Origin of the sequence: Burkholderia savannae, assembly GCF_001524445.2 — a bacterium.
Lineage (GTDB): Bacteria > Pseudomonadota > Gammaproteobacteria > Burkholderiales > Burkholderiaceae > Burkholderia > Burkholderia savannae.
Genome location: NZ_CP013418.1, coordinates 2,393,047 through 2,418,136, shown reverse-complemented (window position 1 = coordinate 2,418,136; position 25,090 = coordinate 2,393,047). Strand labels below are relative to the sequence as shown.

Here is a 25,090-nt window from a genome sequence, read left to right as displayed (position 1 = left end):
GAAAAGACGACCCGCCGCCCGGCAAGGCAACGGGTCGATCAACAACACAACATGGGCCGATTGCTGCAGTTTCTTGAGATCGGAGAAGGCCGGACGTCGAATAGCCTCTCCGTCGTAAAAGTTAGACGATTCATCGCGAAACGTCTGTCAATTTTGGTCAGATCACGGGAAATCTGCATCGGCCTTCGTCAATCGCGGATCGCTGCCGACGCAGGTCGCCCGTGGCGCGCCGCACGCCGCGCGCAGCGAACCAAGCGAGCCGGCGCGTCGATCACGGCATCGACAACCGCCGCGTCACGCGACGTCGCCGCCCGACAGTTCCCCGGCCAACGCCGTGCCTTCGCCGACACGGGTCGTCCGCAACGAATCATCGGCATGTCTTCGACGACATGACGACACAACGGCACGGCACGCCGCCTTCGGTTCGACCTTGCGGCCACACAACGGCCGGTATTCGGCTGCAAAATTCCGCGCGCGCGCCACGGTCCGACGGGCGTCCGGCGCCGCATCGCCACGACGCGGCGCCCGGGGCGTCCGACCGATGGCGTCGGCCGCCCCGCTGCGCTTATCATTGCGTGCGACATTGCGCCGCTACATCGACCGTGAATCACCTTTCCTCCCCCGACACCGCAACGACGCTGGAAATCTCCGGCGGCATCCGCATGCCCTACGTACGAACCGGCAACGGCCCGGCCGTGCTGTTCGTCCACGGCTCGCTGTGCGATTTCCGTTTCTGGCATGCCCAATCGAGCGGCCTCGCCGCGCATTTCGACTGCATCGCGCCGAGCCTCACGCACTATTGGCCTGCGCCGCACGCGGCATCGCTGCCGCCGTTCAGCTGGAGCACGCACGCCGACCAAGTCGGCGCGTTCATCGAACGTCTCGACATCGGCGCCGTGCATCTCGTCGGCCATTCGCGCGGCGGCTGCGTCGCATATCACGTCGCGGCCCGCTTTCCGTCGCTCGTCCGTTCACTCACGCTCGCGGACCCCGGCGGATCGCTCGCCGGCCCGGCCGCCGAGGACGCAAAGGCGTCGCTCGACACGAAGCGCCTGCGATCGCGCGCGGTGGCGCTGATCGCGCAAGGCGAGACCGACGCCGGGCTCGAGCTGTTCGTCGATTCGGTCAGCCGTCCCGGCACCTGGCGAAAGAGCACGCGCGTCTTCCGCACGATGGCGACCGACAACGCGCATACGCTCGCCATGCAGTTGCGCGATCCGCTGCCCGCGTATGCGGCGGAAACGGCGCGCGGCGTCGCGTGTCCGGCGCTGCTGATCGACGGCGAGAAGAGCCCGGCTCACTTTCACGCGAACGTCGACGCGCTGAGCCGATGGATGCCGAACGCGTCGCGGGCCACGATCGCGGGCGCGTCCCACGGCATGAATCTCGCGCGGCCGAGCGCGTTCAATCGGCATCTTCGCGAGTTCTTTCTGTCCGCGTGACGGTCGACGCGGATGCGGATGCGAACGCGAACGCCGGCAGATGCGGTTGCGGTTGCGGATGAGCACATCATGAGACGTGCGCGCGCCATGCCGCCGTTTTGCCGCATGGGTACGCCGTGCGGCAGGGCATCGCGCGAATCCATGACGTTCGCGCACCGGCTGCGCAACTCCGTGGCTGTGCGGTTGTGTGCCGCGTGCCGCATGCCACGAGCCGCTGACTGCTAGCTGCTGACTACTGACTACTGACTACTGACTACTGACTACTGACTACTGACTACGATCAGCCATTTCGAGCCGCTTATCGCGCCCGTCAATAAGCGATTACGCCGAATCGCCGTCGATAAGCGTCACGAAAGATCATCGAGCAAATCTCGCATTCGAGTTATTAGTAACCGGAAGGTAACTCATCTTGAATATTCGATCGGCGAGACAAGTAACCTTCAGGTAACTTAATTCCTCAAAATACCGGCATCCCCATCGCATAAAAATCGACGATGCGGCACTTGTCCGAATATTCTCGATTCCGCCGAATCCATCCGAATTCGCGCATTTTCCGACAGGATTCACTGCCTCTCACCGTGCGCCGTAGCGGTATCCCGCGTCGGCACGGCCGCCGCGTCGCCGGTCGAAATGCCGCTCCAGCCCGATTCCGCCGGCCCGGAACTCGATCGGCAACCACGTCCGAATCCTCCACCGGCTTCACGTGCGATCCATGCAAGCGCGCTATGCGCCATAAGCGCCGTAAACACATCGAATGAGGCCGAAATAATGAATGGATTCAACCGCCGCCTACGTGCAGCTCTGCACGAGATATCGACGCCCTCTCGACGAGACAATCGTCTCATATAAAATTATTTACCATTATTTTATTAAGGTCTTAAGTTGGCTATGGAATACTGACGGAGATGGTTGTAAAGCGTATGCGAGGGAGCATGGATTCCGCGGGACCGGATTGCTGCCGCATCGCATTGCCGATGAACCGATTGCCGCACATGAAGAACACGGGCCGCGATGAATGTCGGCTCGTCCGGCCCGTCTTTCGTGGATCGAGCATGCAAAGGAGGACGAACTTGACGTTCGCAGCCCGCCGCCGCGTCGGCGGCGCCGGTCGCCCGACTCGCGCCGAGCCGTCGGCGCCGGCCCGCACGTCGACAGCCGCGATTCGCGACGCGCGGATCGCGCGCGGCCGTGCGCGCCGCCTTGCCTGCCCGACGTCGCGCTCGCCCACGATACTCCCCGACGACACGCCCCGCATGCGGCGGAACAACCATCTTCCAGATCCAGCGCCGGGTTCATGTCGCCGTATTGCGATGCAGCGCACGCGCGACATCGGCGCCCCGTCCGCGACACGGCGGGCGCCGCCCGGCATTTCGAAACTTGACCGTTCTTGAGGTGGGATATATGTCCGAGGTGGGGATAAGAAATTTGAATCACCTGCGCGTTTTCATGACGATTGTCGAGAAGGGTAGTTTCACCGCGGCAGCGGAGTGCTTGAGCATGTCGAAGTCGCTGGTCAGCGAATACCTGAGTCGTCTCGAAGCCGAGATCGACACACAGCTCGTGATGCGCAGCACCCGCAGGATCGCGCCGACCGACGCCGGCAACAAACTGTATTCGGCCTCCCAGGAGTTCGTGAGCGGCCTTCACGACGTGATCGGCAGCATCCGGTGCCTGCGCCACGAATCGACCGGCCTGCTGCGCGTCGCTGCGCCGAGCGGCTTTTCCACCGCGCATCTGAGCTCGATCGCGGCAACCTTCATTCACCAGCATCCGCAGATCGAGCTCGAGATCGTCTGCAACGATGCTGAAATCGACCTGGTCGGCGAACGCATCGATCTCGCGTTCGAAACGGGGTGGCCGAAGAAGAAAGGTTTCCGGATGAAGATGCTCGGCGCGTTCGACCAAGTGCTCGTCGCATCTACCGAGTATTCGCGCAGGCACGCGGTGCCCCGGCATCCCGACGATCTGCCCGGTTCGCACTGGATCGGGCACGGCGGGCTCGCGAATCTCAGCTATTCGGTGTTCGGCAACGGCGGCCGCTCGGTCCGGATTCAGACGAACGGCCGCCTGAAGGTGAAGAGCGTGCTGCTCGCGCATCAGATGGCGCTCGCGGGCGCGGGCATCACCGCGTTTCCCGACTATCTGGTGGCCGAAGACTTGCGGGAAGGACGTCTGCATCGGCTGCTGCCGACATGGACGATGCCCAAAGGCGGCATCTATGCGTTTCGCACGTCACCGCGGCACGCATCGGTTCGCGAGCGTCTGTTCCTCGGCGCGGTCCAGGCGTATCTGGCCCGCTTGCCCGGCGAGCAGACGTACACGGGCGCGATTCCGGTCTAACGGCGAGCCCGAACGGCCGCTTCGCGCGACACGGCGCTTGCGACGATGTTCGCCCGCTTGCCGCTTGCCGCTTGCCGCTTGCCGCTTGCCGCTTGCCGCTTGCCGCTTGCCGCTTGCCGCTTGCCGCTTGCCGGGCGTCGGGCGTCGGGCGTCGGGCGTCGGGCGTCGGGCGCGCGCAGGCGCGGGCCCGGCCGGTCGGTGCCCGCGCGCCCGAGCGGCAGGCACCGATCTCCGCCTAGCGTGGCGTCGGCGCATCGAAGGATCACGGCGCCGGGCGCTTCGCGCGCACGGGCGCCGGGAATCCGCGCCCGCGCGCCGCGACGTTCATGCGCTCGCCGCTTTCCGAGCGCGCTGCGTTGCCGCAGTCTGCGTCCAACTGCCGTCTGCCGGGCTGAACCACAAGTGAACGTGACCGGTGCCGATCCCGTTCTCGTACTCGCCGAAGCGTCGCCCCCGCGCCACGCACGCGCGCGCGCCGATCGCGCCCGCCATCATCAGATAGTGGCCGAAGTTCGCTTCCGGATTGAAACGCAGGAATTCCGGCATCGCGTCGATCACCCGGTCGTGCCGCCCTTCTTCGAGCCACGCGATCCGCCGCTCGTCGGCTGCGCGCGCCGCAGGCGTCACGATGTTCGATGCGGCACCCGCCATCCGGTTGCGCAGCTCGGCGAGCGGCCAGAACACGTGCGACAGTCCGCCCGACGCGACCAGCAACACGTTGCGCTCGAGCCGCCCGATCGCTTCCGCGACGATCTCGCCCATTCGCAGAAAATCGCCGGCGGTCGCGGTCTGGCACACGGAGACGGAAAGCCAGCGCCTGTCGGGCCGGCCGAGGTAGGTCCACGGATTGAGCGTCGCGTAATGAATCGGCAAACACGGATCGTCGACCGCGGCGATCCACGACGCGCGCCGCGGCGCCAGTTCGGCGATCGCGTGCGCGAGCTCGGGATCGCCGGCGAGATCGTAAGGCAACTGCCGGATCGCGTTCGGCATCTCGTCCGACGTGAAGCGGCCCTCGCGCCGCGCGTGCGATGTGACGACCGCCTCGGTCGTCGTTCGCCAGTGGCTATCGAAGACGAGCACGGTATCGTAGTCGTCGGCATCGAACACGTCGCGCCGCAACCGCATCAGGCCCGTTGCGAGCGTGAAATCGCGGCCGCCGTTCTCGCGAAGCCGCGTCGCCTCCGACATCATCACGACGGGCGCGTGCGAGATCAGGCCGGCGCCGATGATCTTTCCCATAGATAGGCATCCTGTTCAATGAATGAATGAGTGAGTGAGCGGGCGAAACGAAACGGCGTCACGGCACGAGCAGGAGCTTGCCGGTCGTCTTGCGCGCCGCGAGATCCGCGTGCGCGCGACGCGCTTCGGCAAGCGGATAAGTGCCGCCGATCCGGATCTTCAGCGTATCGTTCAGGATGCCGTCGAACACTTCGCCCGCGCGCCACAGGAATTCGTCGACGGTCGCGCGGAAGTGCTCGAGATACGGGCGCGTCAGCGTGAGCGAGCCGCCCCACAGCAGCCGCATCACGTCGACGGGCGGCACAGGGCCGCTCGCGCCGCCGAAGATCACGAGCGTGCCGCGCGTCCTGAGGCTCGCGAGGCTCGCGTCGAACGTCGCGGCGCCGATGCCGTCGTACACCGCGTGCACGCCCTTGCCGTCCGTCAGCCGGCGCACTTCGGCGGCGAGTTCGTCGCGCGCGTGATGCAGGATCACGTCGTCCGCGCCGTTGCTGCGCGCAAGCGCCGCCTTCTCTTCGGTCGACACCGTGCCGATCACCCGCGCGCCGCGCCGCTTCAGCCACTGCGTCAGAAGCAGCCCGACGCCGCCCGCCGCCGCGTGGACGAGCACGACGTCGCCTTCGCGTGCGCGGTACGAATCGTGGACGAGATAGTGCGCGGTCATCCCTTGCACGAGCGCGGCGGCGGCCGTCCGCAGATCGATCCCGTCCGGCACGACGATCGCCTTGTCCTCGGGCACGATCACGCGCGTCGCGTAGCTGCCCATCACGGTCGTCCATGCGACGCGCTCGCCCGGCTTGAACCGCTTGACGTTCGGGCCGACCGCCAGCACGCGCCCCGCGCCCTCTTCGCCCGGCGTGCCGGGCAGCGGCATCGGATATCGGCCCTCGCGGCGATACAGGTCGATGAAGTTCACGCCCGCCGCGGCGAGCTCGACGAGCACCTCGCCCTCGCCGGGATCACGCTCGGCGCGCGTCACGTAGTCGAGGACGTCCGGGCCGCCCGTCTCGCGAATCTCGATTGCTTGCATTGATACGCTCTCCAAATGAAATGTTCGTCGACGACTCAACCGGCCGTCACGCCGTCGATTTCGACCCGATAGAGATCGAGCCAGTGGTTGAGCCGGCTGCTCGATTCGAGCAGGATTCGTTCGAATTCCGAAAGGCTTCCGGCCGCGGTCCTCGCGGTCAGATTGCGCAGCGCGTCGGCGTCGATGAACGGCTTGAGCGGCGCGCGGCCGGCGTCGATCGCCCGGTTCAGGCGGTCGATGAGGCCGCGGTCGTAGCCCGGCGCCTGAATCGACGGATACGCCGCCTTCTTGCGGTTCAGCACCGATTCGGGCAGCAGATCGGCGGCGGCCGCGCGCAGCAGCGCCTTCTCCTGGCCGTTGAACGTTTTCATCGACCACGGGATGTTGAACACGTACTCGACGAGCCGGTGGTCACAGAACGGCACGCGCCCTTCGAGGCCGCTCGCCATTCCCATCCGGTCCTTCTTGTCGAGCAGCACCGGCAGCCAGCGCGTGAGCGTCAGGTAGTGCAGCTCGCGCGTGCGGCGGTCCTCCGCGTTTTCGCCGTCGAGGCGCGGCACTTCGGCGAGCGCCGCGCGGTACAGGTCCGCTTCGTATTCGCCGAGCTTCAGATCGTCGATGAACCATCGATGGAACAGCGCGCGCGGATCGAGCCCGCGATGCGCGCCGAGCTTGAGCCACGGGAACGTCTCGGCGCGACGCGCGCCCGGATCGGAGAACCACAGGTAGCCGCCGAAGATTTCGTCGGCTGCCTCGCCCGACAGCGCGACGCTCGCGTGCTTGCGCACCTGCGCGAACAGCCGATACAGCGACACGTCGAGATCGGCGAAGTTGAACGGCAGATCCCACGCGCGCAGCACCGTTTCGCGCACCTGGGGATCGAGCAGCCCATCCTGGTTCAGCTCGATCGTGTGATGGTCGCTGCCGATGTGTCGCGCCACTTCGAGCGCAAACGGCGCATCGGCGGTCGGGCGAATCGGGTCGGCCTGGAAGTTCCGCGTGTGGCCCGTGAAGTCGACGCAGAACGTCGACAACGCGCCGCCGCCGTTCGCGCGCCGCTGCTTCTGCGCGAGCGCGGCGACGGTGCTCGAATCGACGCCGCCCGACAGCAGCGCGCACAGCGGCACGTCGGAGATCATCTGGCGCGACACGATGTCGTCGAGCAGCGAGCGGATCGTCGCGATCGTCGTCGGCAGGTCGTCGGTGTGCGGGCGCGCCTCGAGCGCCCAGTAACGCTCTTCGACGATGCCGCCGCGCCGCACGCGCAGCAGATGACCGGGCTTCAGCTCGCGCATGCCGGAGAACGGCACCTGCCCCGGCGTGCGCAGGAACAGCAGCGCATCGCACAGCCCTTCGGACGACGTGCGCGCACGCACGTCGGGATGCGCGAGAATCGCCTTCGGCTCCGAACCGAAGATCACGCCGTCCGCCGTCGGGTAGTAGAACAGCGGCTTCACGCCGAGCCGGTCGCGAACGAGCAGCAGCTCGTCGCGCGCGGTGTCCCAGATCGCGATCGAATACATCCCGTTGAGGCGATCGACGAACGCCGCGCCCCATTCGAGATACGCGCGCAACACGACCTCGGTGTCGCAATGCGTGCCGAACCGGTGGCCGAGCGCGCCCAGCTCGGCGCGCAGCTCGCGAAAATTGTAGGTTTCGCCCGCATACGAGATCGCCGCACGCGGCAGATCGCGCGGGCCACGCTCAGGGCTGAGCATCGGCTGCGTGCCGCGCTCGAGATCGATGATCGACAAGCGCCGGTGCCCCAGCGCAACGTGCTTGTCGAGCCACACGCCGCGCGCGTCCGGCCCGCGGCGCGCGAGCGTATCGGTCATCTCGTCGACGATCCGCGCTTCGTTGCGCAGATCGCGGCCGAAGTCGACCCATCCAGTGATACCGCACATAGCTGCTCCTTTGAGTTGAAACGATAGGGATCGACGGGGCGATTCAGTCGTGCAGCCACGGGCCGCGCGACCAGCCCGACGCGTCGTAGTCGTCCATGCAGCGCTGCGCGAACGCTTCGCAATCGGCGAGCTGGCCGAACCGGGTCGCCCACGTCAGCGAGTCGAGGCGTATCTGGTCGAAATTGCCGGAGTAATGCGTTTCGTAGACCGAATGACGCGAGCCGAACTCGCTGCCCGTCGCGTCCCAGATCAGCTTGAAGAGCTTGATCCGCTGCTCCGGCTCGAGCGCCGCGCCGCGGTAGTACGCATCGATCAGCCCCTTCACCTGCGGATCGAGCAAGTCCGCCGCGCCTGACACGGTGACGAGCGGCGAGCCGCCGAGCGCGGTTTCCATCAGCTCGCGCACGCGCTTCCAGATCTGCGGCACCTGGATGCGCAGCGCCGACGCGTACTGGAGCTTCGGCACGACGACGCCCGCCTGCGTGCGATCCGGATCGTGCGCCATCGCGGACGTGATCGCCTTCAGCAGATGCCGGAGCGAAATCAGCTCGCCGAGCGCCGCCTGAATCCCGCGGAACTGCTGCGTGCCGTTCGCCTGCGTGCCGAGCGACAACAGCCCGATCATCAGCTCCAGCTTCACCGCGAGCCGGATGCCGGATTGGAAGTTGTAGAGATTCGCGAAGCCCGACGCCGCGTAGAAGCCGGTCGCGCGCTTCACGTCGCGATAGACGAGCACGTCTTCCCACGGGATCAACGCGCGATCGAAGATCAGCACGGCGTCGTTCTCGTCGAAGCGGCTCGACAGCGGCGCGTCGAACGGGCTCGTCGCGGCGGCCTCGTACGACGGCCGGCACATCAGGCTCAGGCCCGGGTTGTCCATTCGCGCGAAGAACACGACGGCGAAGTCGTCCGCCTTGCCGGGCTCGAGCAGCGCCGACGCGACGGGCGCGACGAACGTCGCGTTGGTCAGCGCGCCGGCGGTCGCGAGCATCTTCACGCCGCTCACCACGATGCCTCGATCGGTCTCGTCGACGACGTGCACGAACACGTCGCGCATGTCGTGAATCGCCTTGCTGCGATCGAGCGGCGGATTGATGATCGCGTGATTCAGATACAGGCCGCTGCCCGAGAAGCGCTTGTACCAGTCGGCCGCGTTCTGGCGAAAATCGCCGTAATAGCCGGCGCCCGCCTCGAGCCCCGACATGAACGCCGCCTTGTAATCGGGCGTGCGGCCCATGAAGCCGTAGGTCATCTTCGACCACAGCTCGATCGCGTCCTGCGCCGACAGCAGATCGTCGACCGAATAGCTCGGCTTGAAGAAGCGGTGCGTGATCTGCCCGTGCCGATCGGGCGCGGTCAGCCGCTCGCGATGCTCGCCGTGCAGCGCGTCGTACAGCGAAGCGATGCTGCGCGCCGCGTTGCGAAACGCGCGGTGCGACGTGACGTCGGCGATCCGTTCGCCGCCGAGATACACGTTGCGCCCGTCGCGCAGGCTGTCGAGATAATCGTTTCCGGTCATCAACGTCATGGTCGTCTCTCCGTCGACGAGTTGGTCAGGCTGCCGCATCGGCGGCCGCCGCGCGCTGCGGCTGCTTCGACAGATGCGGATTGCGCAGCGGCGGATCGCCGTGGATGTGCACGCGGCGCAAATGGCGGCCGGTGCGGCTCGTGAAGCTCTCGCGGCCGTGCAGCAGCGTGAAGTTGTCGGTGAGCACGACGTCGCCCGTTTGCCAGCGATGCGCGTAATGCGCGCGCGGATCGTAGAGCGCGCGCTTCAGGCTGCCGAGCAGCGCCTCCTTCTCGTCTTCGGCGATGCCGCCGAACGCGTAGCTCGATGGGTTGATGAACGTGCTGTCGCCTTCGATCGGCGGCTCGCAGAAGCGCAAGACCGGAAACTCGCGGCGCGGATGCTTCTCGACGATCGGCGCCTCGACCGTGTTGCTGTAGAGCTCCACCGTGCGCCGATAGCGGCCGTGCGCGCGCTGCCAGAGCGCGCGCATCTCGGGCGTCGCGACGCGCAGCGCCTGCGTCGTGCTCGAAAACGTCGTGCGCCCGCCGTCCGCTTCGCCGATCGCCTGCACGCACTGGAACACCTGGAATTCCGGCACGGTCTCCAGATACATGCCGTCCCAATGCAGCGGCACGTAGCTGCTCGCGAACACGTGATCGGCGGGATTCGCCTGTTCGATCAGCTCGAGTACGGCGCCGAACGGCCACATCATGATTTCGCCGAACGTCGCGCAATAGCGCGTCATGCTTGCCGCGTCGACGAAACTGTCGAAGCCGCGCAGCACGACGAGCTGCTGGCCGCGCACCAGCGCGCGCAGCCACTCGATCGACAGCTCGCCGACGTGAACGTGCGCATGGCGCGGCTTCACCAGCACGCCGAACGAACAGGGCGCGCCGGCATCGCCCGTGAGCGGTTCGAGCGATACCGACCGCTGCATGAAAAAGTCGCTCATACGGCCTCCGAAATGATCAGGTTGTCGCCGGCATCGGCCGACGCGTGTTCGCCGCGCGTGACGGCAAGCGCAAGCAGGTCGCCGCAGGCAATCTGCGAACGTTCGATTTCGTAGTGACTCGGTCGAGCGTCGCGCATCACGACGCGGCCGCCGAGCCGCTCGACGTCGCGGCGCTTCATCAGCACGAACTGATCGCCGGCGTCGACGGCAACGCCGTGCCACGGCGTCAGCCAGTTGTCGCGCGTCGGCATCATGTGGACGCCGATCTTCGGGCTCGCGGCCGGCTGCGGATGGATCGACAGCCGAATCGCATCCGGAAACTGCGTGGCGAGGAGCGCGCCCCACGCCCAGCTACGCTGGATCACGCCGAGCGCGCGCGTCTTCGAGTCTTTCTGCAGCGCGGCTTTCGAGCCGCGATAGTCGGGCGTGAAGCCGTCCTCGAACATGAAGCGCGTGATCGCTCGATACAGCAGCGTGCCCTCCTCTTCGCCCGTCAGCTTTCGCTTGATCGCATCGATCGGGTCGGCGAATTCGTCGACGAGCAGCCGCCGCATGTCGTCGAAATTCGACGTGCGATCCGCAAACGCCTCGAAGTTCTCGAGGTTGTACGTCGACAGATGATCCGCGCGCAGATCCGCGATGATCCGCGTCAGCGCGCCCTGGTACGCGGTGATGTCGCGATCGTCGACGCGAATCAGATCGCCGAACACGCGGCCGTCCGAGCAGATCGTCAATGTCGCGCCGGGTGCGTAGAAGCGACGAATCCGCTCGCACAGATCGTTCAGGAACGACAGCGAGAGCTTCTCCGCCATGTCCGGCAGCCGCCCCAGCACCTTGTTCGGATTCGGCGATTTCGACGGAAACGCCGGCAGGACGAAGCGAACCGGCCGCGCCGCGTCGACGAACGTCCGGATTCTGGGAAGCTGAACCGCGTGGATCTGTTCGATTTCGTGACGGATGTCCGAATCCGTCGTGTATTCCGGATACCGCCGGTGAATCTCGAGAATTTCGCCCAGGATCGCCAGAGCGATCTCGTGGTTCCGGTCGTTTCTCATGAATTTCGACCTCGCTGATCAAATGAGTTGATGGCGAGGCAGATTCTATTTTTCGCATTAAACCCGATAAATACGCATTAATCGAAATGACTGTTCGGAGAATTTTCTTACGATTAAATTGAAAATGCAGCCGGACAGTACGCGAATAATTCGATATATCCGCGCCGATAAGCCGATTGATCAAAGGAATGAAATTTCCAACAGAAAGTCACATGAAACGATTCCGCGAGCGCCGAGGAAGTGTTTGCAGATCGCAATCCAATCGAGTGTTTTGTTTTTATGACGGACCCGATTGGATTATCTTTTGTAGATTATTTGATCAGTCGATCGGAAAACTAAAACGCCGAGACTTTCATTGAAATTCAGTCGGTGCAACGCACCGGATTGCCGCCCGACATATTCGATCGTGAAACCAGGAGGGAACAATGAGGAGATAACGCGCGTTGATCGTGGCGATTCTTCGCCAAGCGCAATAGACAATTCGCCGCTCATCGAAGCGGCATGCGGCGGCGCAGTCCGCGAAGACGCGCCGCCGCACGTCACGGGCCGCGACCGGCCCGCCTAGAATGCATCGAGCGCGTGCCACGCATCGGCATGGCGCGCGCCTATGTCAAGCCGCCACGCCGATGCCGAACACGTGCATCTTGCCCGCGCTCACCTGCCGCGGCAGCGTGACGCTCGTCACGACCTTGCCGGCCGGCAGCGGGATTTTCTGCGCGAAAACGTAAGCCTTCACGTTATCTTTCTGCCCGTTGCCGGCGTTGCGATAAGCGGACGTCACGGCGATCGCCGACCTCGCGCTCGTGCTGCCGCCGTTCAGCGTCCAGTCATCGAACGACAGCGTGACCTGCGCGCTCGTCCCGTCCGCGAAGTGCAACTGCGCGACGCCCGTGCTCGGGCCGTTGTTCGACGCACCCAGCACGACGACGCTCGTGCCTGCGGAGCCCGGCGGCAGCATCACGGTCTGCCCCACCGTCACCGCGTTGTCGAGCGAAGACGCGCCGCCGCCGAACACGAAGCTCGCCCCGCCGTACGTGAACGGCGCGCCGGGCCGCACGCCCGCTTGGGCGAGCGCGGCCGCCGAGTAACTGAACAGGCTGCCGTCGAAATCGGCGCCCTGGCCGTCGGCGTTCGCCGCGCCGTCCGTGCTGATGCCGCGGTTGTTGAAGCTGTCCGCCACGTCGCGCGCAACCGGCACGCCGAACGACGGCGGCGCCTCGCCCGTGCCCCATTGCGACGGCCCGTCGCCCATCTTGAAGTGCATGACCGCGCCGCCTTCGAGCGCGTCGAGCGCGATCCACGGGCTCGCTTGCGCGCGGCCGTTCACGCTGACGCTCTGCACGTAATTCGAAGACGGCGCGCCCGGCGCGCGAATCTTCAGTGTCTTGCCGCTGCCGAGCTGCACGTCGATCGCGTGGAATTGCGGACTGCCGATCGCAAAGCCCGCGACGCCCGGAATCTGCGGATACAGACCGAGCGCGGCCCACACGTACCAGCCGGACACCGCGCCAAGATCGTCGTTGCCGGGCAGGCCGTCGGGCTGCGTGCTGAACGCCGTCTGCATGATCTGCTGAACGATGCGCTGCGTGCCGGACGGCGCGCCCGCCCAGTTGTACAGCCACGGCACTTCGAACGTCGGCTCGTTGCCCATGTAGAAGTTCGGCAGGCTCATCCCGGCATTGAGCACCGTGAAGAACTTGTCGAGCCGCGGCACGACCGCCTGATTGCCGCCGAGCTGCGCGAAAAGGCCCGCGGGATCGTACGGCACCATCCACGTGTATTGCTCCGCGTTGCCCTCGACGTAATTGTCGGTGCTGCCCGGCGTTTCGGCGATCCACGCGCCGTTCGCCTGACGCGCGGCGACGAGCGGCGGATTCGACGACGCGTTCAGCAGGTTCTGCCAATACGCCGAGCGCCCGAGCAGCATCTTCTGCGTCGCCGTGTCGCCGATCGCGCCCGCGAAGCGCGAGATCGCGAAATCGCTGCTCGTGTATTCGAGCGTCGACGATGCGATGCCCCACTCGCCGCTCGTGATGTAGCCCGTCTGCAGATAGCTCGCGCGCCCGCCGTTGGTCGTCACGCCCGCGCATGCGGTGCCGGGAATGTTCGCCATCCTGATCATGTGCGCGAGCGCGCCGCGCGCGTCGAAGTTGCGCGCGCCGAATGCATACGCGCTCGACACCATCAGCGAGCCCGCGTCGCCCGGCATCACGCCGTCCTCGACGTTGTCGTTCACCCAGTGCGGAATCGCGCCGCACTGGTCCGCATCGTTGACGAGCGACTGGATCATGTCGCTCGTCTCGCGCGGGAACAGCACGGCCTTCAGCTGGATCAGCGAGCGATAGATGTCCCAGCCGGAGAAGCTCGAGTACTGAGCGGCCTGGCCATTCGCAACCGCGTGCACCTGCTTGTCGAAACCGACGTACTGGCCGTTGACGTCGCTGAACACGCTCGGCGCCCACAGCGCATGATAGAACGCGGTGTAGAACTTCTTCAGCGCGTCGGCATCGGTGCTCGACACGCGGATCGCGCCTAGCCGCTCGTTCCACGCCGCATCGGCGAGCGCGCGCACGCCGTCGAAATCCCACGTCTTGTTCTCGGCGTCGAGATTCGCCTTCGCGTTGTCGACGCTCACGTACGAGATCCCGATCTTCATCTGCACGGTTGCGCCCGAATCGAACGCGAGCTTCGCCACGCCGCGCGAGATCGACGACGTCGACGCGAACGGCCGGTCGAACGTCGCATAGAAGTACACGGGCACCGGCACCGAGTTGCCGCAGAAGCCGCCGCCCACCGTGCTGCCGGAGATCGCGCTCGACGACACGCGCGTGATCGCGCCGCTCGTCGACGCCTTCGTGTTCGTGCGCGTCGCGTCGAGCACGAGGATCGCGGGCTTGCCGGCGGGATACGCGAAGCGGCCGAAGCCGGTGCGCAGCGTCGCCGTCAGCTCGACCTTGATCTGCGAATCGAGCAGCACCGAGTAATAGCCGGGCTTCGCGGTTTCGTTCGCATGGCTGAATGTCGGCGCGAGCTTCGTCGCGTCGGTGGTCGGCATCACCGGGAATTCGCCGTTGTTGCCCGCGCAGCCCGCGCCGCTCATGTGCGTGACGCTGAAGCCCTGAATCGAGTTCAGGTCGTAGTAGTAGCCGGCGGGCGAACCCGGCTCCTTGCTGCCGGCGGGCGCGGGCGTCGTGTTCGTATCGGGCGCCCACTGAACCATGCCCGACGGCAGGCCCGCCGCCGGCACCACGCTGCCCGCCTGCCCGGCCGGCACCGGGTTCGGCGAATTGCTCGCGAGCGTGCCGATCAGCGGGTCGACGTATTGGGTCAGCGAGACGGCGCGAACGGCGTCATCCGTTTGCACCGCGTTTGCCGCAGCGCCGTTCGCACCCGTCGCGGCCAGCGAGGACGCCGTCGCGGCGGGGCCGCCGTCATCCCCTCCACAAGCCGCGAGCGCGCAAGCAACGGCCATCGCGACGCCCAGCCTGACGAATCGATTCATGATTGTCTCCAGTTCTTGTGCTTCGTTTTCGAGCGGCACGATCGACGACGCGTCGACGGCCAATCGTGAATCTCGACTGTGCTGGAAGACTAGGACACGGGAAGTTTCTTCGTCAATGAAATGAAGGGTGATGTAATGTTTTTATCAGATTTACTAAACGATGCGAAACATCGTGCAACACGGCGCTTTTACTTCGCACGCTCGCGCGACGCCGCGCCCGCAAGCCGGACGGCGACGTGCCGGCATCGCACGCCGCCCGGCTTCCGTCCGTTTCGATCCGGCGGGCCGCTCGCCGTCACGGCCGCCAGCGATAGACGACGATGCTCGATCCGTTGTAGTTGTCCTTCGTGATCACGTATTCGCCCGTCGACCGCAGATACGCCCTGATGCCGTACATCGAATCGACGTCGTTGCCGACGTCCATCACGCCCGTGTTCGAGTTGATCAGCGTGGTGACGAGCTGGCCCGTGTTGAGATCGAACACGTCTACGTTCGGCACGGTGTGCACGTAGCCGACGAACAGGTACTTGCCGGCCGCCGCGATCGACTTCGGATTCGGGCTCGTGAGCGTGATGACCGGATTCGGCTGTGCGACGTTGCCCGCATTCCAGCCGTGATACACCTCGATCCGCCCGTTCATCGCGGTCCAGTCCCAGCTCCCCGCGATGCCCTGCGCGAGGATCATCGTATCGCTGTCGGACATGTAGAGGATGCGCGCCGTCGGCTGGATGCTTGCCGGCGCCGGAATCGACGCCGGCGCGCCCCACGTCGGCTTGCCGCTCGAGTCGAAGCCCGTCAGCGGATAGTGCGAGATCGCGTTCGTTCCGTTGAGGCCGGCCCACACGTCGCCCTTGTTGTCGATCGAGAATCCGGCCGTCACCTGCAGCGTCGTGTTGAACGCCTTGCCCGGCAGCGACGCGTCGGGAATCGCGATGTAGCCGCTCGCCGCGTTGAAGTGATAGAAGTTGAAGTTCCCCGGATTCTGCCCCGACGCGACGAGGATCTTGTTGCCGCCGACGCCGACGAGCTGGCCGAAGTGCTGGCCGCGCTGGTAATCGTTCATGTCGAGGCGCGGATCGGACGGATACGTGAACGGATCGACCGTGTTCGCGACGAAAGTGCCGCCCGCCGTGCCGGCGTAGACGTTCATTCCGCTGTAGAACAATGCGCCGTCCGTCGTCGGGTCCGGCGCGCCGATCGCCTCGAAGTTCAATGCCTGCAGCTTCCACCGCACGTTGCCGAAGGTATCGTAGGCATGAATGTCGGTGGCGCCGTTGCGCCCGAGATCCCAGCCGCCGCCCCACGGATTGTTGAGCACGTACAGCGTGCCGGAGGCGTCCTTGCCGATGCCGACCACGCGCGTGAAGCGCTTGTCGCCGACCTGCCCCTTGATGCCGGTCGTCGTATCGAGGTAGCCGCCCTGCACGCCGAACGTGCCGGTTTGCCTCGGCGTCCCGTTGATCGCGTACAGCTTGACGTTCATGTCCGGGCCCTGATCGCCGACCATCAACTGCCGCTTCGACGCGTCGTAATACAGCGACGACGGCCGCGACGCCGTCGGCATCTGGATCGTGTTCATCAACGCGCCGGCCGGGCCGTACTCGACGATCTTCGCCGCGTTCTTCTGCGCGACCCACAGGTTTCCGGCATCGTCGAGCGCGAGCGCGCCGGGATTCGCGATGCTGATGTCGCGCTGCCAGACGCCGTCCGTGGTGAAGACGCGCACGCGATTGCCGAAGAAGTCGCTTGCGTAGAGCAGCGTGCCCGCCGTTGCGAGACCGGTGATCACGTCGGCGCGGCTCACGGCGTTCCACACGCTGACGTTAATCACGAGATCGCGCGCAAGCGTCGTCCGGTTGTAGCGCCCGACCGATCCGCTGCCCTGCGGGGTGCCGTACTGCAGCGCCGCGAAGATCGACGTCGCGTTGCCCGTGATCGCGCCGCCCTGGAACTCGGCGTGCGAGCCGATCGAGCCGAGACTCTTGCCGTTCTGGTAGATCGCGACGCCGCCCTCGTTCTCGTCCCAGAAGGAAGCCGTATAGACGACGCCTTCGGGCGACACCCACATCGACCGCGCGTTGTTGCCGACGTGCGACGCGATGGTTCCGTAGGTGTTCGCCAGCCAGTCCGTCGTGTATTGCGCGTGCGTTGCGTGCGCCGCGAGCCCGATGACGGTGCCGACGCATGCGGCGCGGAGTCGTTTCTTGACCATGAGTGATGCTCTCCCTGATCTGCCCCATCGACAAACAAAATATAGGTCGCCGGGTATGACATAGGTGAGTACGACGAACGAACCGTCGCAGCCCTCGGTTGATTGGTCACCACGCAACTTCCGCCGCATCGCGATCGGCTTCGCGCCGCCGCGCGGCACGGGCAGCCGTGTCGGCACGCGCATCGCGCCCCACCGCTTGCTTGTCGTCGTTTCGACGGTCAGCCGCCGGACGGCGAATGATTTCGCATCGACGCCATTCGTTCGATGCGTCGCCCGCCGACGAATCCGGCATTCAATTGAATTTGTTAAGGAGTCTAGAGCGATGCGCTGTCGCTCCATTCGGTAAAACTGTCGTCAATATCGAATCGGCAGCGGTAGAAAATGCAGCCGCGCCGATATTGCGCTGCCCGCTCAGCCGGCATAGTGAGCGAACGCTTTCACGACTCGCCGATCCGCCCCGAAGTGAAAAACCTCGAGCGCGAGCCGCCCTTTCGCGCCGCGGTAATGAATCGCAATGCTGTCGACGCCGGCGAGCGTCGCTATCCATTCGAAATGCAGATCCGGAATCATCTGCAGCGCCTTCGACCAGTACGCGCGCACCGCTGCCTTTCCGCGCAGGCGCCCGCTGGGCTCGCCGGCGATCTGCGCGATCATCGGCGACGACATGTCGAAATCGTCGGCGTAGTGCGACAGGATTCGGTCGAGGTCATGCGAATTCCATGCGTCGATCCATTCTCGGCTGAATTGCCGGACGAACTCTTGCGTGATCGTTTCCATCGGGCGTAGGTATCGAAGATGGCTCGGGAAAATCCGGCAACTGCCGGCCGTCATTCGACGGCTTGCATCGCGGCATCGTCCGGTTCGTCGAATCGTTTTCGTTTCGCATTCGGCATTTCATTGCCGAATCCGGATCAAGGCTAGCATGCAATCATGTCGTGACGAAATTCATTGGACATTGCTCGCGCTTTGATCGAAGGCGAGCGATCTCGCGGTAAACCGGATCGACGAGGCGGCGTTTGCGCCAAATTGGTGCCGACGTTACGATACCGGCTCATTCGATCGCCGCGCTGCGCGTCGCTCGTCCGGCTGCCGTCGCGTTGTCGTCCGGTTTTCGTCCCGCTTCCGTCCGGTTTTCGTCCGGTTTTCGTCGGGATGGCCGCAATGGTCGGCCGCTCGACGCGCTCCGATCGGCAACCGCGCGCCGGTCGCGCGGATCGCACACCGCTGCGTGCCGCGATACGCACGTCACCCATCCTGTTCTCGTCATTTTCCGAATCGACATGGTCACTCGCTCTTCTCCTTTGCCGGCCGTTCGCGCCATCGTCACCGGCCACACGCGCGGGCTCGGCGCCGCCCTCGCCGCGCAACTGCTTGAGCGGGACTTCGCAGTGCTCGGCCTGTCGCGCAGCCGCCATCCGTCGCTCGGCGAACACGCGGGCGCGCGGTTCGTCGAGGCCGAGCTCGATCTGTCGGACCCCGCGCGCATCGAGGCGTGGCTCGGCGGCGGCGCGCTCGACGAGTTCGTCGCCGGCGCGAGCCGCGTGCTGCTGTTCAACAACGCGGGCACCGTCGAGCCGATCGGCCCGCTCGACACGCAGGACGCCGCGGCGATCGCGCGTGCAGTCGCCCTGAACGTCGCGACGCCGCTGATGCTCGCGAGCGCGATCGCGAAAATCGCGCCGCACGCGGTCGAGCGCCGCATCGTGCACATCTCGAGCGGCGCGGCGCGCAACGCATATGCGGGCTGGAGCGTCTACTGCGCGACCAAGGCCGCGCTCGATCATCACGCGCGAGCGGTGGCGCTGGATGCGAATCGCGCGCTGCGGATCTGCAGCGTCGCGCCGGGCGTGGTGGACACCGGCATGCAGACGACGATCCGCGCGAGCAGCAGCGACCGGTTTCCGTCGCGCGAGCGGTTCGAGCAGCTCAAGTCGAGCGGCTCGCTCACGACGCCGGAGGACGCCGCGCGCAAGCTGATCGATTACGCGCTGAGCGACGATTTCGGCACGACGCCGACAGCCGACGTGCGCAATCCGGGGTAACGCAGAAGCGGCTCGCGGGCGCGCGCGATTCGCGCGAGCGCGTTCCCGAGCTCGCCTTTCCCGACCCGGCTTGTCACCCGCTACCCGTTCCGTCAGGAGCCCTCGATGATGAACACCCTCCGCCCGCTGCTCTCAATCGCCATCGGCTGCGCGCTTGCCGCCGCCGCTCACGCGGACGACGCCAGCCCCACGTTGAAGAAGATTCGCGATACGGGCGTCGTCACGCTCGGCGTGCGCGAATCGTCCGTTCCGTTCTCGTACTATGACCAGCAGCAACACACGATCGGCTACTCGCAGGAAATCGCGCTGAAGATCGTCGACGCAATCAAGAAGGAACTGAACCGGCCGACCCTGACGGTGCGCGAGATTCCGATCACGTCGCAGAACCGCATTCCTCTCGTGCAGAACGGCACCGTCGATCTGGAATGCGGCTCGACCACGCACACGAAGGAACGGGCCAACCAGGTGTCGTTCTCGAACAGCATCTTTCAATACGGAATGCGATTGATCGCGAAGAAGACGTCCGGCGTGAAGGACTTCCCCGACCTCGCCGGCAAGACCGTCGCGACGACCGCCGGCACGACCGAGGAGCGGCTGTTGCGGCAATGGAACGCGGAGAAAGGCATGTCGATGCAGATCATCAGCGCGAAGGATCACGCGGATGCGTTCCTGAACGTCAAGAGCGGCCGTGCCGTCGCGTTCTTCATGGACGAGCCGCTTCTGTATGGGGCGAAGGCGAAGGAAGCGAATCCGGGCGACTACGTGATCACCGGAAATTCTCCGGTGTCCGAAGCGTATGGCTGCATGCTGCGCAAGGACGATGCCGGCTTCAAGCAGCTCGCGGATCGCGTGATCGCGCGGATGCAACGCTCGGGAGAAGCCGAGGCGCTGTACGTGAAATGGTTCAATCGGCCGATTCCGCCGAAGGGCGTGAACCTCGACTATCCGCTGTCGGCGGACATGAAGCAGTTGTTCGCGAATCCGAACGACAAGGCGCTCGATTGAGCGGGCAGACGTGCGCATCGACGAACGCGGACGAAGCGGCGGCGGAAGAAGCCCGGCATCGTCCTTTTTCGTTTGACGGAATTGTTTGACGGAATTTCGTGATGACCGGAAAGAACGCTGGCCGCGCCTTCCCATTCACGTCGCAGCGGAATGGGGACCGCGACGCGCCGGAAGCGCCGCGCGGACGATCGTCGGTCCGTCAATGATCCCGTGTCGGCGAATCACGCAGCGCCGATGCGACGCCGCCAATCGCGACGGCGCTCGCAGCGCGCGGCGCGCCGATCCGGATCGGGATGCGACGGCCGGTTGTCGCCGTCGGCTTCGATGCATGCGGCTTCAACGCGCTCACAACGCGTGATGGCCGGCGTGCGCCGCCGCTGCGAGCCGCATCGCGCGGCCGACCGCCCGGCACCGCCTTCGCGCGCGCCGCCGCCGAAGATCGACCGATGCACGCCGAAGCGGGCCGCCGACGCGCGGCGAGCAAGCCCGGATCGCGTCACGCCGATCGGGCCCGCTTCGACGATCAGTGACGGTGATGATGCTTGCCGTGATGTTTGCCGCCGCGGCGATAGCCGCGATCGTAGTCGTCGTTGTACGAGTTCGAGCGCGAGATGTTGCCGCCGAGCGCGGCCCCCGCGCCGCCGCCGACGGCCGCGCCGACCAGGCCGCCGGAGCGGCCGCCCATCGCGTTGCCGGCCGCGGTGCCCGCGCCGCCGCCAAGCGCGCCGCCGATGATCGCGCCCGTGCGCTCACGGCGGTTCGACGTGACCGCGCCGCCGGCGCCGCCGCCGACCGCGCCGCCGATCACCGCCCCCGTGCTGCCGCCCACGGCGCCGCCGACTGCCGCGCCGGCCACGCCGCCGAGCGCGCCGCCGAGCGCGTTGTTCATGTCGCCGGCGAAGGCCGGCAGCGACGCCGCGGCGGTCAGCGCCGCGACAGCCACGATCTGGATGAGTTTCTTCGACATAGTTGACAGGTCTTGATTCGTTTTGGGTTTGAAGCAGCGCCGAGTATACCGGGACGGTGAAAGGCAACTGTTGCCTTTCGGGGCGGCCGCGGTAAGAGATGTAACAAAGTGATCCGGCGGGGCGTCGGCGGCGGGGCGGCGGTTTTTCGGCACGCACGGGTGCGGGCGTAAAAGGCGAAAGCAGGAAATTTGGGGGGACGAATCATCGGCTGACGGCCGGCGCACACGCGAATCGCGCCGCCGCCCTTCATTGAGCCGCGCGTCCGCGCAAAAGGGGACAACGTGCGTGTGCCACCCACGTCGACGCATCGGCCGCGTCCGGCAAGGCGAGACGGCCGATATGGCCGATACCTGTCGACCTCGGCCGATGTCGCCGCGGATCGGCGTCAGCGCCCTCGCGACAGCATGCCCGACATCGCCGCTCGCCGGCCGGCGCATCGGCGCATCGCGCGGCCGTTCTTCAAGCCCCCGTCAACCGCCGATCTGAACGCAATCGTCGATCACCGCGACGCGCGAGCCGCGTTTCGCCGGCACCGGCTCGCCGTCTTGCGCGAACGGATGCACGGGCGAATCGGTTTCGCGCCACGCGTGGCGCTTCAACAGTTCCCAATAGCCGCCGCGAATCACGAAGCCGCCGCATTTGCGCGCATACGCTTCGCGCCGCATCCGGTACGCGCGCGGCAGGTGATACCACGGCAGTTTCGGCAGATCGTGATGAACGAGATGGTAGTTGTTGTTCAGAAACAGAAGGCGCATCGCGAGGCCCGCCTCGTTGATCGCGATGCGCGCCTTCGGATGCGCGGCCGCGCGATGCTCGTACAACGAACGAATCATCGCGAGCGACTGCGCGGGCCACGTGATCGCGAGCAGGTAATACCACCACGGCACGCCGATCGACGATTGCAGCCAGGCGAGCAGCACCGCGACCGACGCGACGTGCGCGGCCCACATCGGCGCATGGCGCCAGTCGCCGCCGCGCCATGCGCGCAGCGTGTGCGCGCCCATCGCGGCGACGCTCGCGGGCGGCCCGACGACAAGCCGCCCGACGAAGCTCTTGCGCGCGCGCAAGAGCGCACGCCGCCATCGCGGCAGCCGCGCCCATTGCGCACGCGGCACGTAGTTGCTTTCGGGATCGACGCCCGGCACCGTCAGATCTTCGTCGCGATGGTGCTCGAGATGCGTGTCGCGATACAGCGTGTACGGATACCAGACCGCCAGCGGCGGATAGCCGAGCAGCTTGTTCACGCGCGCGGAGCGCGTCGGATGGCCGTGCAGCAGTTCGTGCTGCAACGACATGTGCCATGCGCACAGCGCGATCAGCAGCGGCGTCGCCGCCGCGAGCGGCAGCGATCCGGCGCGCACGCAAAGCAGCACGCCGAGCCAGCCGCCGTAGACGACGAAGATCAACAGCCAGGTCGGCCATTCGGTGCGTGCGGCGAAACGTTCGCCGAGCGCCCGGATCTCGCGCGCATGATCTACATCGAAATATTCGGCCATGTTCTTGGTGGTGACTAAGGCCGAACGTCGACAGGCGCGCAGACGGCGACGTCGTCGCGCGCGACGCGCGGCGGAACGTGCACCGTAACCAATCGCGGCCGCCGGACCAACCAATGGATTCGCATTTGCTTATGCGGCGCGGCTCGCGATCGATGTGGCGAAATCGAGAAAGAAGCGGCGAAACGGTTCCGCCGCCGGCGTGCGCCAGGCGGCGCGCGATTCGCGGCTCGGGCAAACGCACGCATGCCCGCCGGAGGCCCGGAAATCCGTAGAATATCCGCATGACCCGATGGATCGCCGGACTGCCGATGTACAACGTGACGCCGCGGCACGCCGCGCTGTGGCGCGCGCTGCTGCGCGATGCGCTGCGCGCGTTCGCGCGCGCGGGCGGCCCGGCCGGCGTCGCGCTGCTCGGCGAGCCTTCCGGCGAACCCTTCGGCGAATTGCTGCCGATGTGGCGCCGCGGCGATCTGCTGCTGTCGCAAACGTGCGGCTATCCGTATCGGATGCTCGGTGTCGCCGATGCGGTTCATCTGATCGCGACCCCCGTCTTCGACGCCGACGGATGCGACGGCGCACGCTATCGAAGCATGCTCGTCGTATCGGCCGATGCGCACGCGCGCGGCGCGACGACGCTCGCCGCATGCCGCGGCCTGCGCGCCGCGTACAACGGAGACGATTCGCACAGCGGAATGAATGCGCTACGTCACGCCGTCGCGCCGCACGCGCGCGACGCGCGCTTCTTCTCGACGGTCGCTCGCACCGGCTCGCATCTGGATGCGCTGCGCGCGCTCGATGCGGGCGACGCGGATCTCGCCGCGATCGATTGCGTGACGCTCGCATACGTGCGCGACGCGCTGCCGGCGTTGCTGCGTCGCGTACGAATCATCGGCACAACGGCGTCCGCGCCGGGCCTGCCGTTCATCGCGTCGCGCACGCTTGCCGGGGAACGCGTCGCCGCGCTGCGCGACGCGCTCGATGCGGCGGCGGCGCTCGACCCCGAGCGCGCGCGCGCGTTACGGCTGCGCGGCTTCGAGCGGCTCGCGCCCGACGCATACGCGGAAATCGAGCGATTCGCGCGCGACGCGATCGCGCTCGGTTATCCGACGCTCGCGTAACGCGCGGCACGTGCCGCGAAGCACGCGGCCGCGATCCCGGAAGCGGCCCCGATCGACAAGAAACGCTGCACGCCCATCCGTTGCGTCCGGACGGTTCTCGATGAAACGTGACAGGCCCGGATGGATCTGGGCGGATAGGTCAGGTACGTCGATCGATCAGCCACGAACGCATCGTTCGCGCAGCCCGCAAAACAAGCGGCACGACGCAAAACGGCGCCCATCGATCGACACGACACCCAAGGCGAACCTCGCCGCGCGTCTCAAACGTCAACGCAACCCATGCCGCCGCGCCGCGTCGCGCATGCAATCGACGAGCATCGCCGCCGCCGGCGTCAGCGGGCTGTCGCGGCGCGTCACCACCTGCACGGACACGGCCGGAAGCACCTCGCGTATCGGCAGCACCGCGACGTGGCCGCGCGACCATTCGACATCGAGCAGTTGCTCGGGCATCGATGCAATCAGATCGGAGCCCTGAATAAGGCAGTGCGCGATCGCATAGCTCGGGCACTCGACAACGCGTATCGGCGCCGGCAAGCCGTGCTCGGTAAAGCAATTGAACATCAATTGCGTCGAGCTCTCGGGCGACGGATTCATCAGCCAGTCCGCATCGACGAGATCGGCGAGCGACGTCGCCGACGCAAGCGGATGCCCCTTGCGCGCGACGATCACGTGCCGGCTCGCATACAGCTCCGAGTGATCGAATTCCGCCGCGAGCAGTTCCGGCACCACCACTGCCACCGCGAAATCGAGCGACCCGTCGTGCAGCTTCGGCAGCGCGACGCCGGGAAACCCTTCGACAATGCTCACGCGCGCAACCGGGAAGCGCCGACGAAACGCGCGAAACGCGTCGGGCAGGATCGTCACCGCGGCGGCCGGCGTGATGGCGGCCGCGACCGAGCCTGTCGTCGCGCCTTGCGCCTGTTCGATATCGTCGCGCGCCCGCTGCATCTCGGCGACGATGAGGCGCGCGCGCACCTGAAGCTGCTGACCGAACCCGGTGAGCTGCACGCCGCGCGCCGTGCGCACGACGAGCGACACGCCGAGCGCGAGCTCCAGTTCCTTGACCGCTTTCGTCAACGCGGCCGGCGACACGTTCAGCCGGCGCGCGGCCGCGCGAATGCTGCCCTCGTCGGCGACGGCGACGAACGCTTTCAACTGGTGATATTTCATATGAAACGCGCGGTTCGAAGAGGCCGTTCATCGGCTGCGCCGCGGCGAATCAGGGTGTTCCCTAGAGGCAACCGGCGGTGAGCACCGACGCAATTTATCAGC

17 protein-coding genes and 1 pseudogene are annotated in these 25,090 nt (G+C 66.2%); 6 read left to right on the top strand and 12 right to left on the bottom strand.

Translation table 11 applies throughout. The features are described 5' to 3' along the window. The first annotated feature begins 51 nt into the window (after positions 1 to 51). The 3 genes from WS78_RS36685 to WS78_RS31685 all read left to right on the top strand — a co-directional run bounded on the left by WS78_RS36685 (position 52) and on the right by WS78_RS31685 (position 3,782). Positions 52 to 393 (top strand): hypothetical protein, encoded by a 342-nt coding sequence (locus WS78_RS36685; RefSeq protein ID WP_156437370.1) that lies wholly within the window; start codon positions 52 to 54, stop codon positions 391 to 393. 269 nt (positions 394 to 662) lie between these two features. Further along, complete coding sequence (locus WS78_RS31695) at positions 663 to 1,442, top strand: alpha/beta fold hydrolase (RefSeq protein ID WP_081989454.1); 780 nt, start codon at positions 663 to 665, stop codon at positions 1,440 to 1,442. 1,401 nt (positions 1,443 to 2,843) lie between these two features. Then, positions 2,844 to 3,782 carry a LysR family transcriptional regulator gene (locus WS78_RS31685; RefSeq protein ID WP_081989453.1) on the top strand — a complete coding sequence of 313 codons (939 nt, stop codon included), beginning with the start codon at positions 2,844 to 2,846 and terminating at the stop codon, positions 3,780 to 3,782. A 324-nt stretch (positions 3,783 to 4,106) separates the two neighbouring features. On the opposite strand, the gene WS78_RS31680 is transcribed toward WS78_RS31685, so the two are convergent. The 9 genes from WS78_RS31680 to WS78_RS31635 form a co-directional block, all read right to left on the bottom strand. After that, entirely contained in the window at positions 4,107 to 5,024 is a 918-nt protein-coding gene (locus WS78_RS31680) for a 3,4-dihydroxyphenylacetate 2,3-dioxygenase (protein ID WP_059576736.1), read from the bottom strand. Between the two features lie 58 nt (positions 5,025 to 5,082). Next, positions 5,083 to 6,054, bottom strand: a complete 972-nt coding sequence (locus tag WS78_RS31675) for a quinone oxidoreductase family protein (RefSeq protein ID WP_059576738.1) — start codon at positions 6,052 to 6,054, stop codon at positions 5,083 to 5,085. Positions 6,055 to 6,089: 35 nt separating this feature from the next. Further along, positions 6,090 to 7,958 carry an asparagine synthase (glutamine-hydrolyzing) gene (asnB, locus tag WS78_RS31670; protein WP_038745992.1) on the bottom strand — a complete coding sequence of 623 codons (1,869 nt, stop codon included), beginning with the start codon at positions 7,956 to 7,958 and terminating at the stop codon, positions 6,090 to 6,092. Between the two features lie 43 nt (positions 7,959 to 8,001). Beyond that, a complete protein-coding gene (locus tag WS78_RS31665; protein ID WP_059577013.1) occupies positions 8,002 to 9,486 on the bottom strand; it encodes a 4-hydroxyphenylacetate 3-hydroxylase family protein in 1,485 nt (494 codons plus the stop codon). A 25-nt stretch (positions 9,487 to 9,511) separates the two neighbouring features. Next, positions 9,512 to 10,420 (bottom strand): TauD/TfdA dioxygenase family protein, encoded by a 909-nt coding sequence (locus WS78_RS31660; protein ID WP_038745990.1) that lies wholly within the window; start codon positions 10,418 to 10,420, stop codon positions 9,512 to 9,514. Further along, positions 10,417 to 11,475: an L-tyrosine/L-tryptophan isonitrile synthase family protein gene (locus WS78_RS31655; RefSeq protein ID WP_059576740.1), complete on the bottom strand. Its 1,059-nt coding sequence runs from the start codon at positions 11,473 to 11,475 to the stop codon at positions 10,417 to 10,419. The genes WS78_RS31660 and WS78_RS31655 overlap by 4 nt, the downstream gene beginning before the upstream one ends. Before the next feature lie 610 nt (positions 11,476 to 12,085). Further along, a complete protein-coding gene (locus WS78_RS31650) occupies positions 12,086 to 15,040 on the bottom strand; it encodes a GH92 family glycosyl hydrolase (RefSeq protein WP_059576744.1) in 2,955 nt (984 codons plus the stop codon). 232 nt (positions 15,041 to 15,272) lie between these two features. Continuing rightward, a complete protein-coding gene (locus WS78_RS31645) occupies positions 15,273 to 17,189 on the bottom strand; it encodes an SMP-30/gluconolactonase/LRE family protein (protein WP_059576746.1) in 1,917 nt (638 codons plus the stop codon). A gap of 411 nt (positions 17,190 to 17,600) precedes the next feature. Then, the gene (locus WS78_RS31635) at positions 17,601 to 17,966 is read right to left on the bottom strand and encodes a nuclear transport factor 2 family protein (RefSeq protein ID WP_038745980.1); all 366 of its coding nucleotides are present in this window, start codon (positions 17,964 to 17,966) and stop codon (positions 17,601 to 17,603) included. A gap of 524 nt (positions 17,967 to 18,490) precedes the next feature. Between WS78_RS31635 and WS78_RS31630 the strand changes: the two genes are divergently transcribed. Next, entirely contained in the window at positions 18,491 to 19,231 is a 741-nt protein-coding gene (locus WS78_RS31630) for an SDR family oxidoreductase (RefSeq protein ID WP_059576749.1), read from the top strand. 105 nt (positions 19,232 to 19,336) lie between these two features. Continuing rightward, the gene (locus tag WS78_RS31625; protein WP_082717457.1) at positions 19,337 to 20,236 is read left to right on the top strand and encodes a glutamate/aspartate ABC transporter substrate-binding protein; all 900 of its coding nucleotides are present in this window, start codon (positions 19,337 to 19,339) and stop codon (positions 20,234 to 20,236) included. A 523-nt stretch (positions 20,237 to 20,759) separates the two neighbouring features. Here WS78_RS31625 and WS78_RS31615 read toward each other — a convergent pair. Continuing rightward, positions 20,760 to 21,203: a hypothetical protein gene (locus WS78_RS31615; RefSeq protein WP_038745974.1), complete on the bottom strand. Its 444-nt coding sequence runs from the start codon at positions 21,201 to 21,203 to the stop codon at positions 20,760 to 20,762. Between the two features lie 471 nt (positions 21,204 to 21,674). Beyond that, a pseudogene (locus tag WS78_RS31610) lies at positions 21,675 to 22,810 on the bottom strand (fatty acid desaturase). Between the two features lie 171 nt (positions 22,811 to 22,981). Between WS78_RS31610 and WS78_RS31600 the strand changes: the two are divergent. Continuing rightward, on the top strand, positions 22,982 to 23,818 hold the full coding sequence (locus WS78_RS31600) for a phosphate/phosphite/phosphonate ABC transporter substrate-binding protein (RefSeq protein WP_059576760.1): 837 nt from the start codon (positions 22,982 to 22,984) through the stop codon (positions 23,816 to 23,818). A 267-nt stretch (positions 23,819 to 24,085) separates the two neighbouring features. Here WS78_RS31600 and WS78_RS31595 read toward each other — a convergent pair whose 3' ends face one another. Next, positions 24,086 to 24,988, bottom strand: coding sequence for a LysR substrate-binding domain-containing protein (locus WS78_RS31595; RefSeq protein ID WP_059576763.1), 903 nt, complete (start codon positions 24,986 to 24,988; stop codon positions 24,086 to 24,088). Positions 24,989 to 25,090 lie beyond the last annotated feature (102 nt).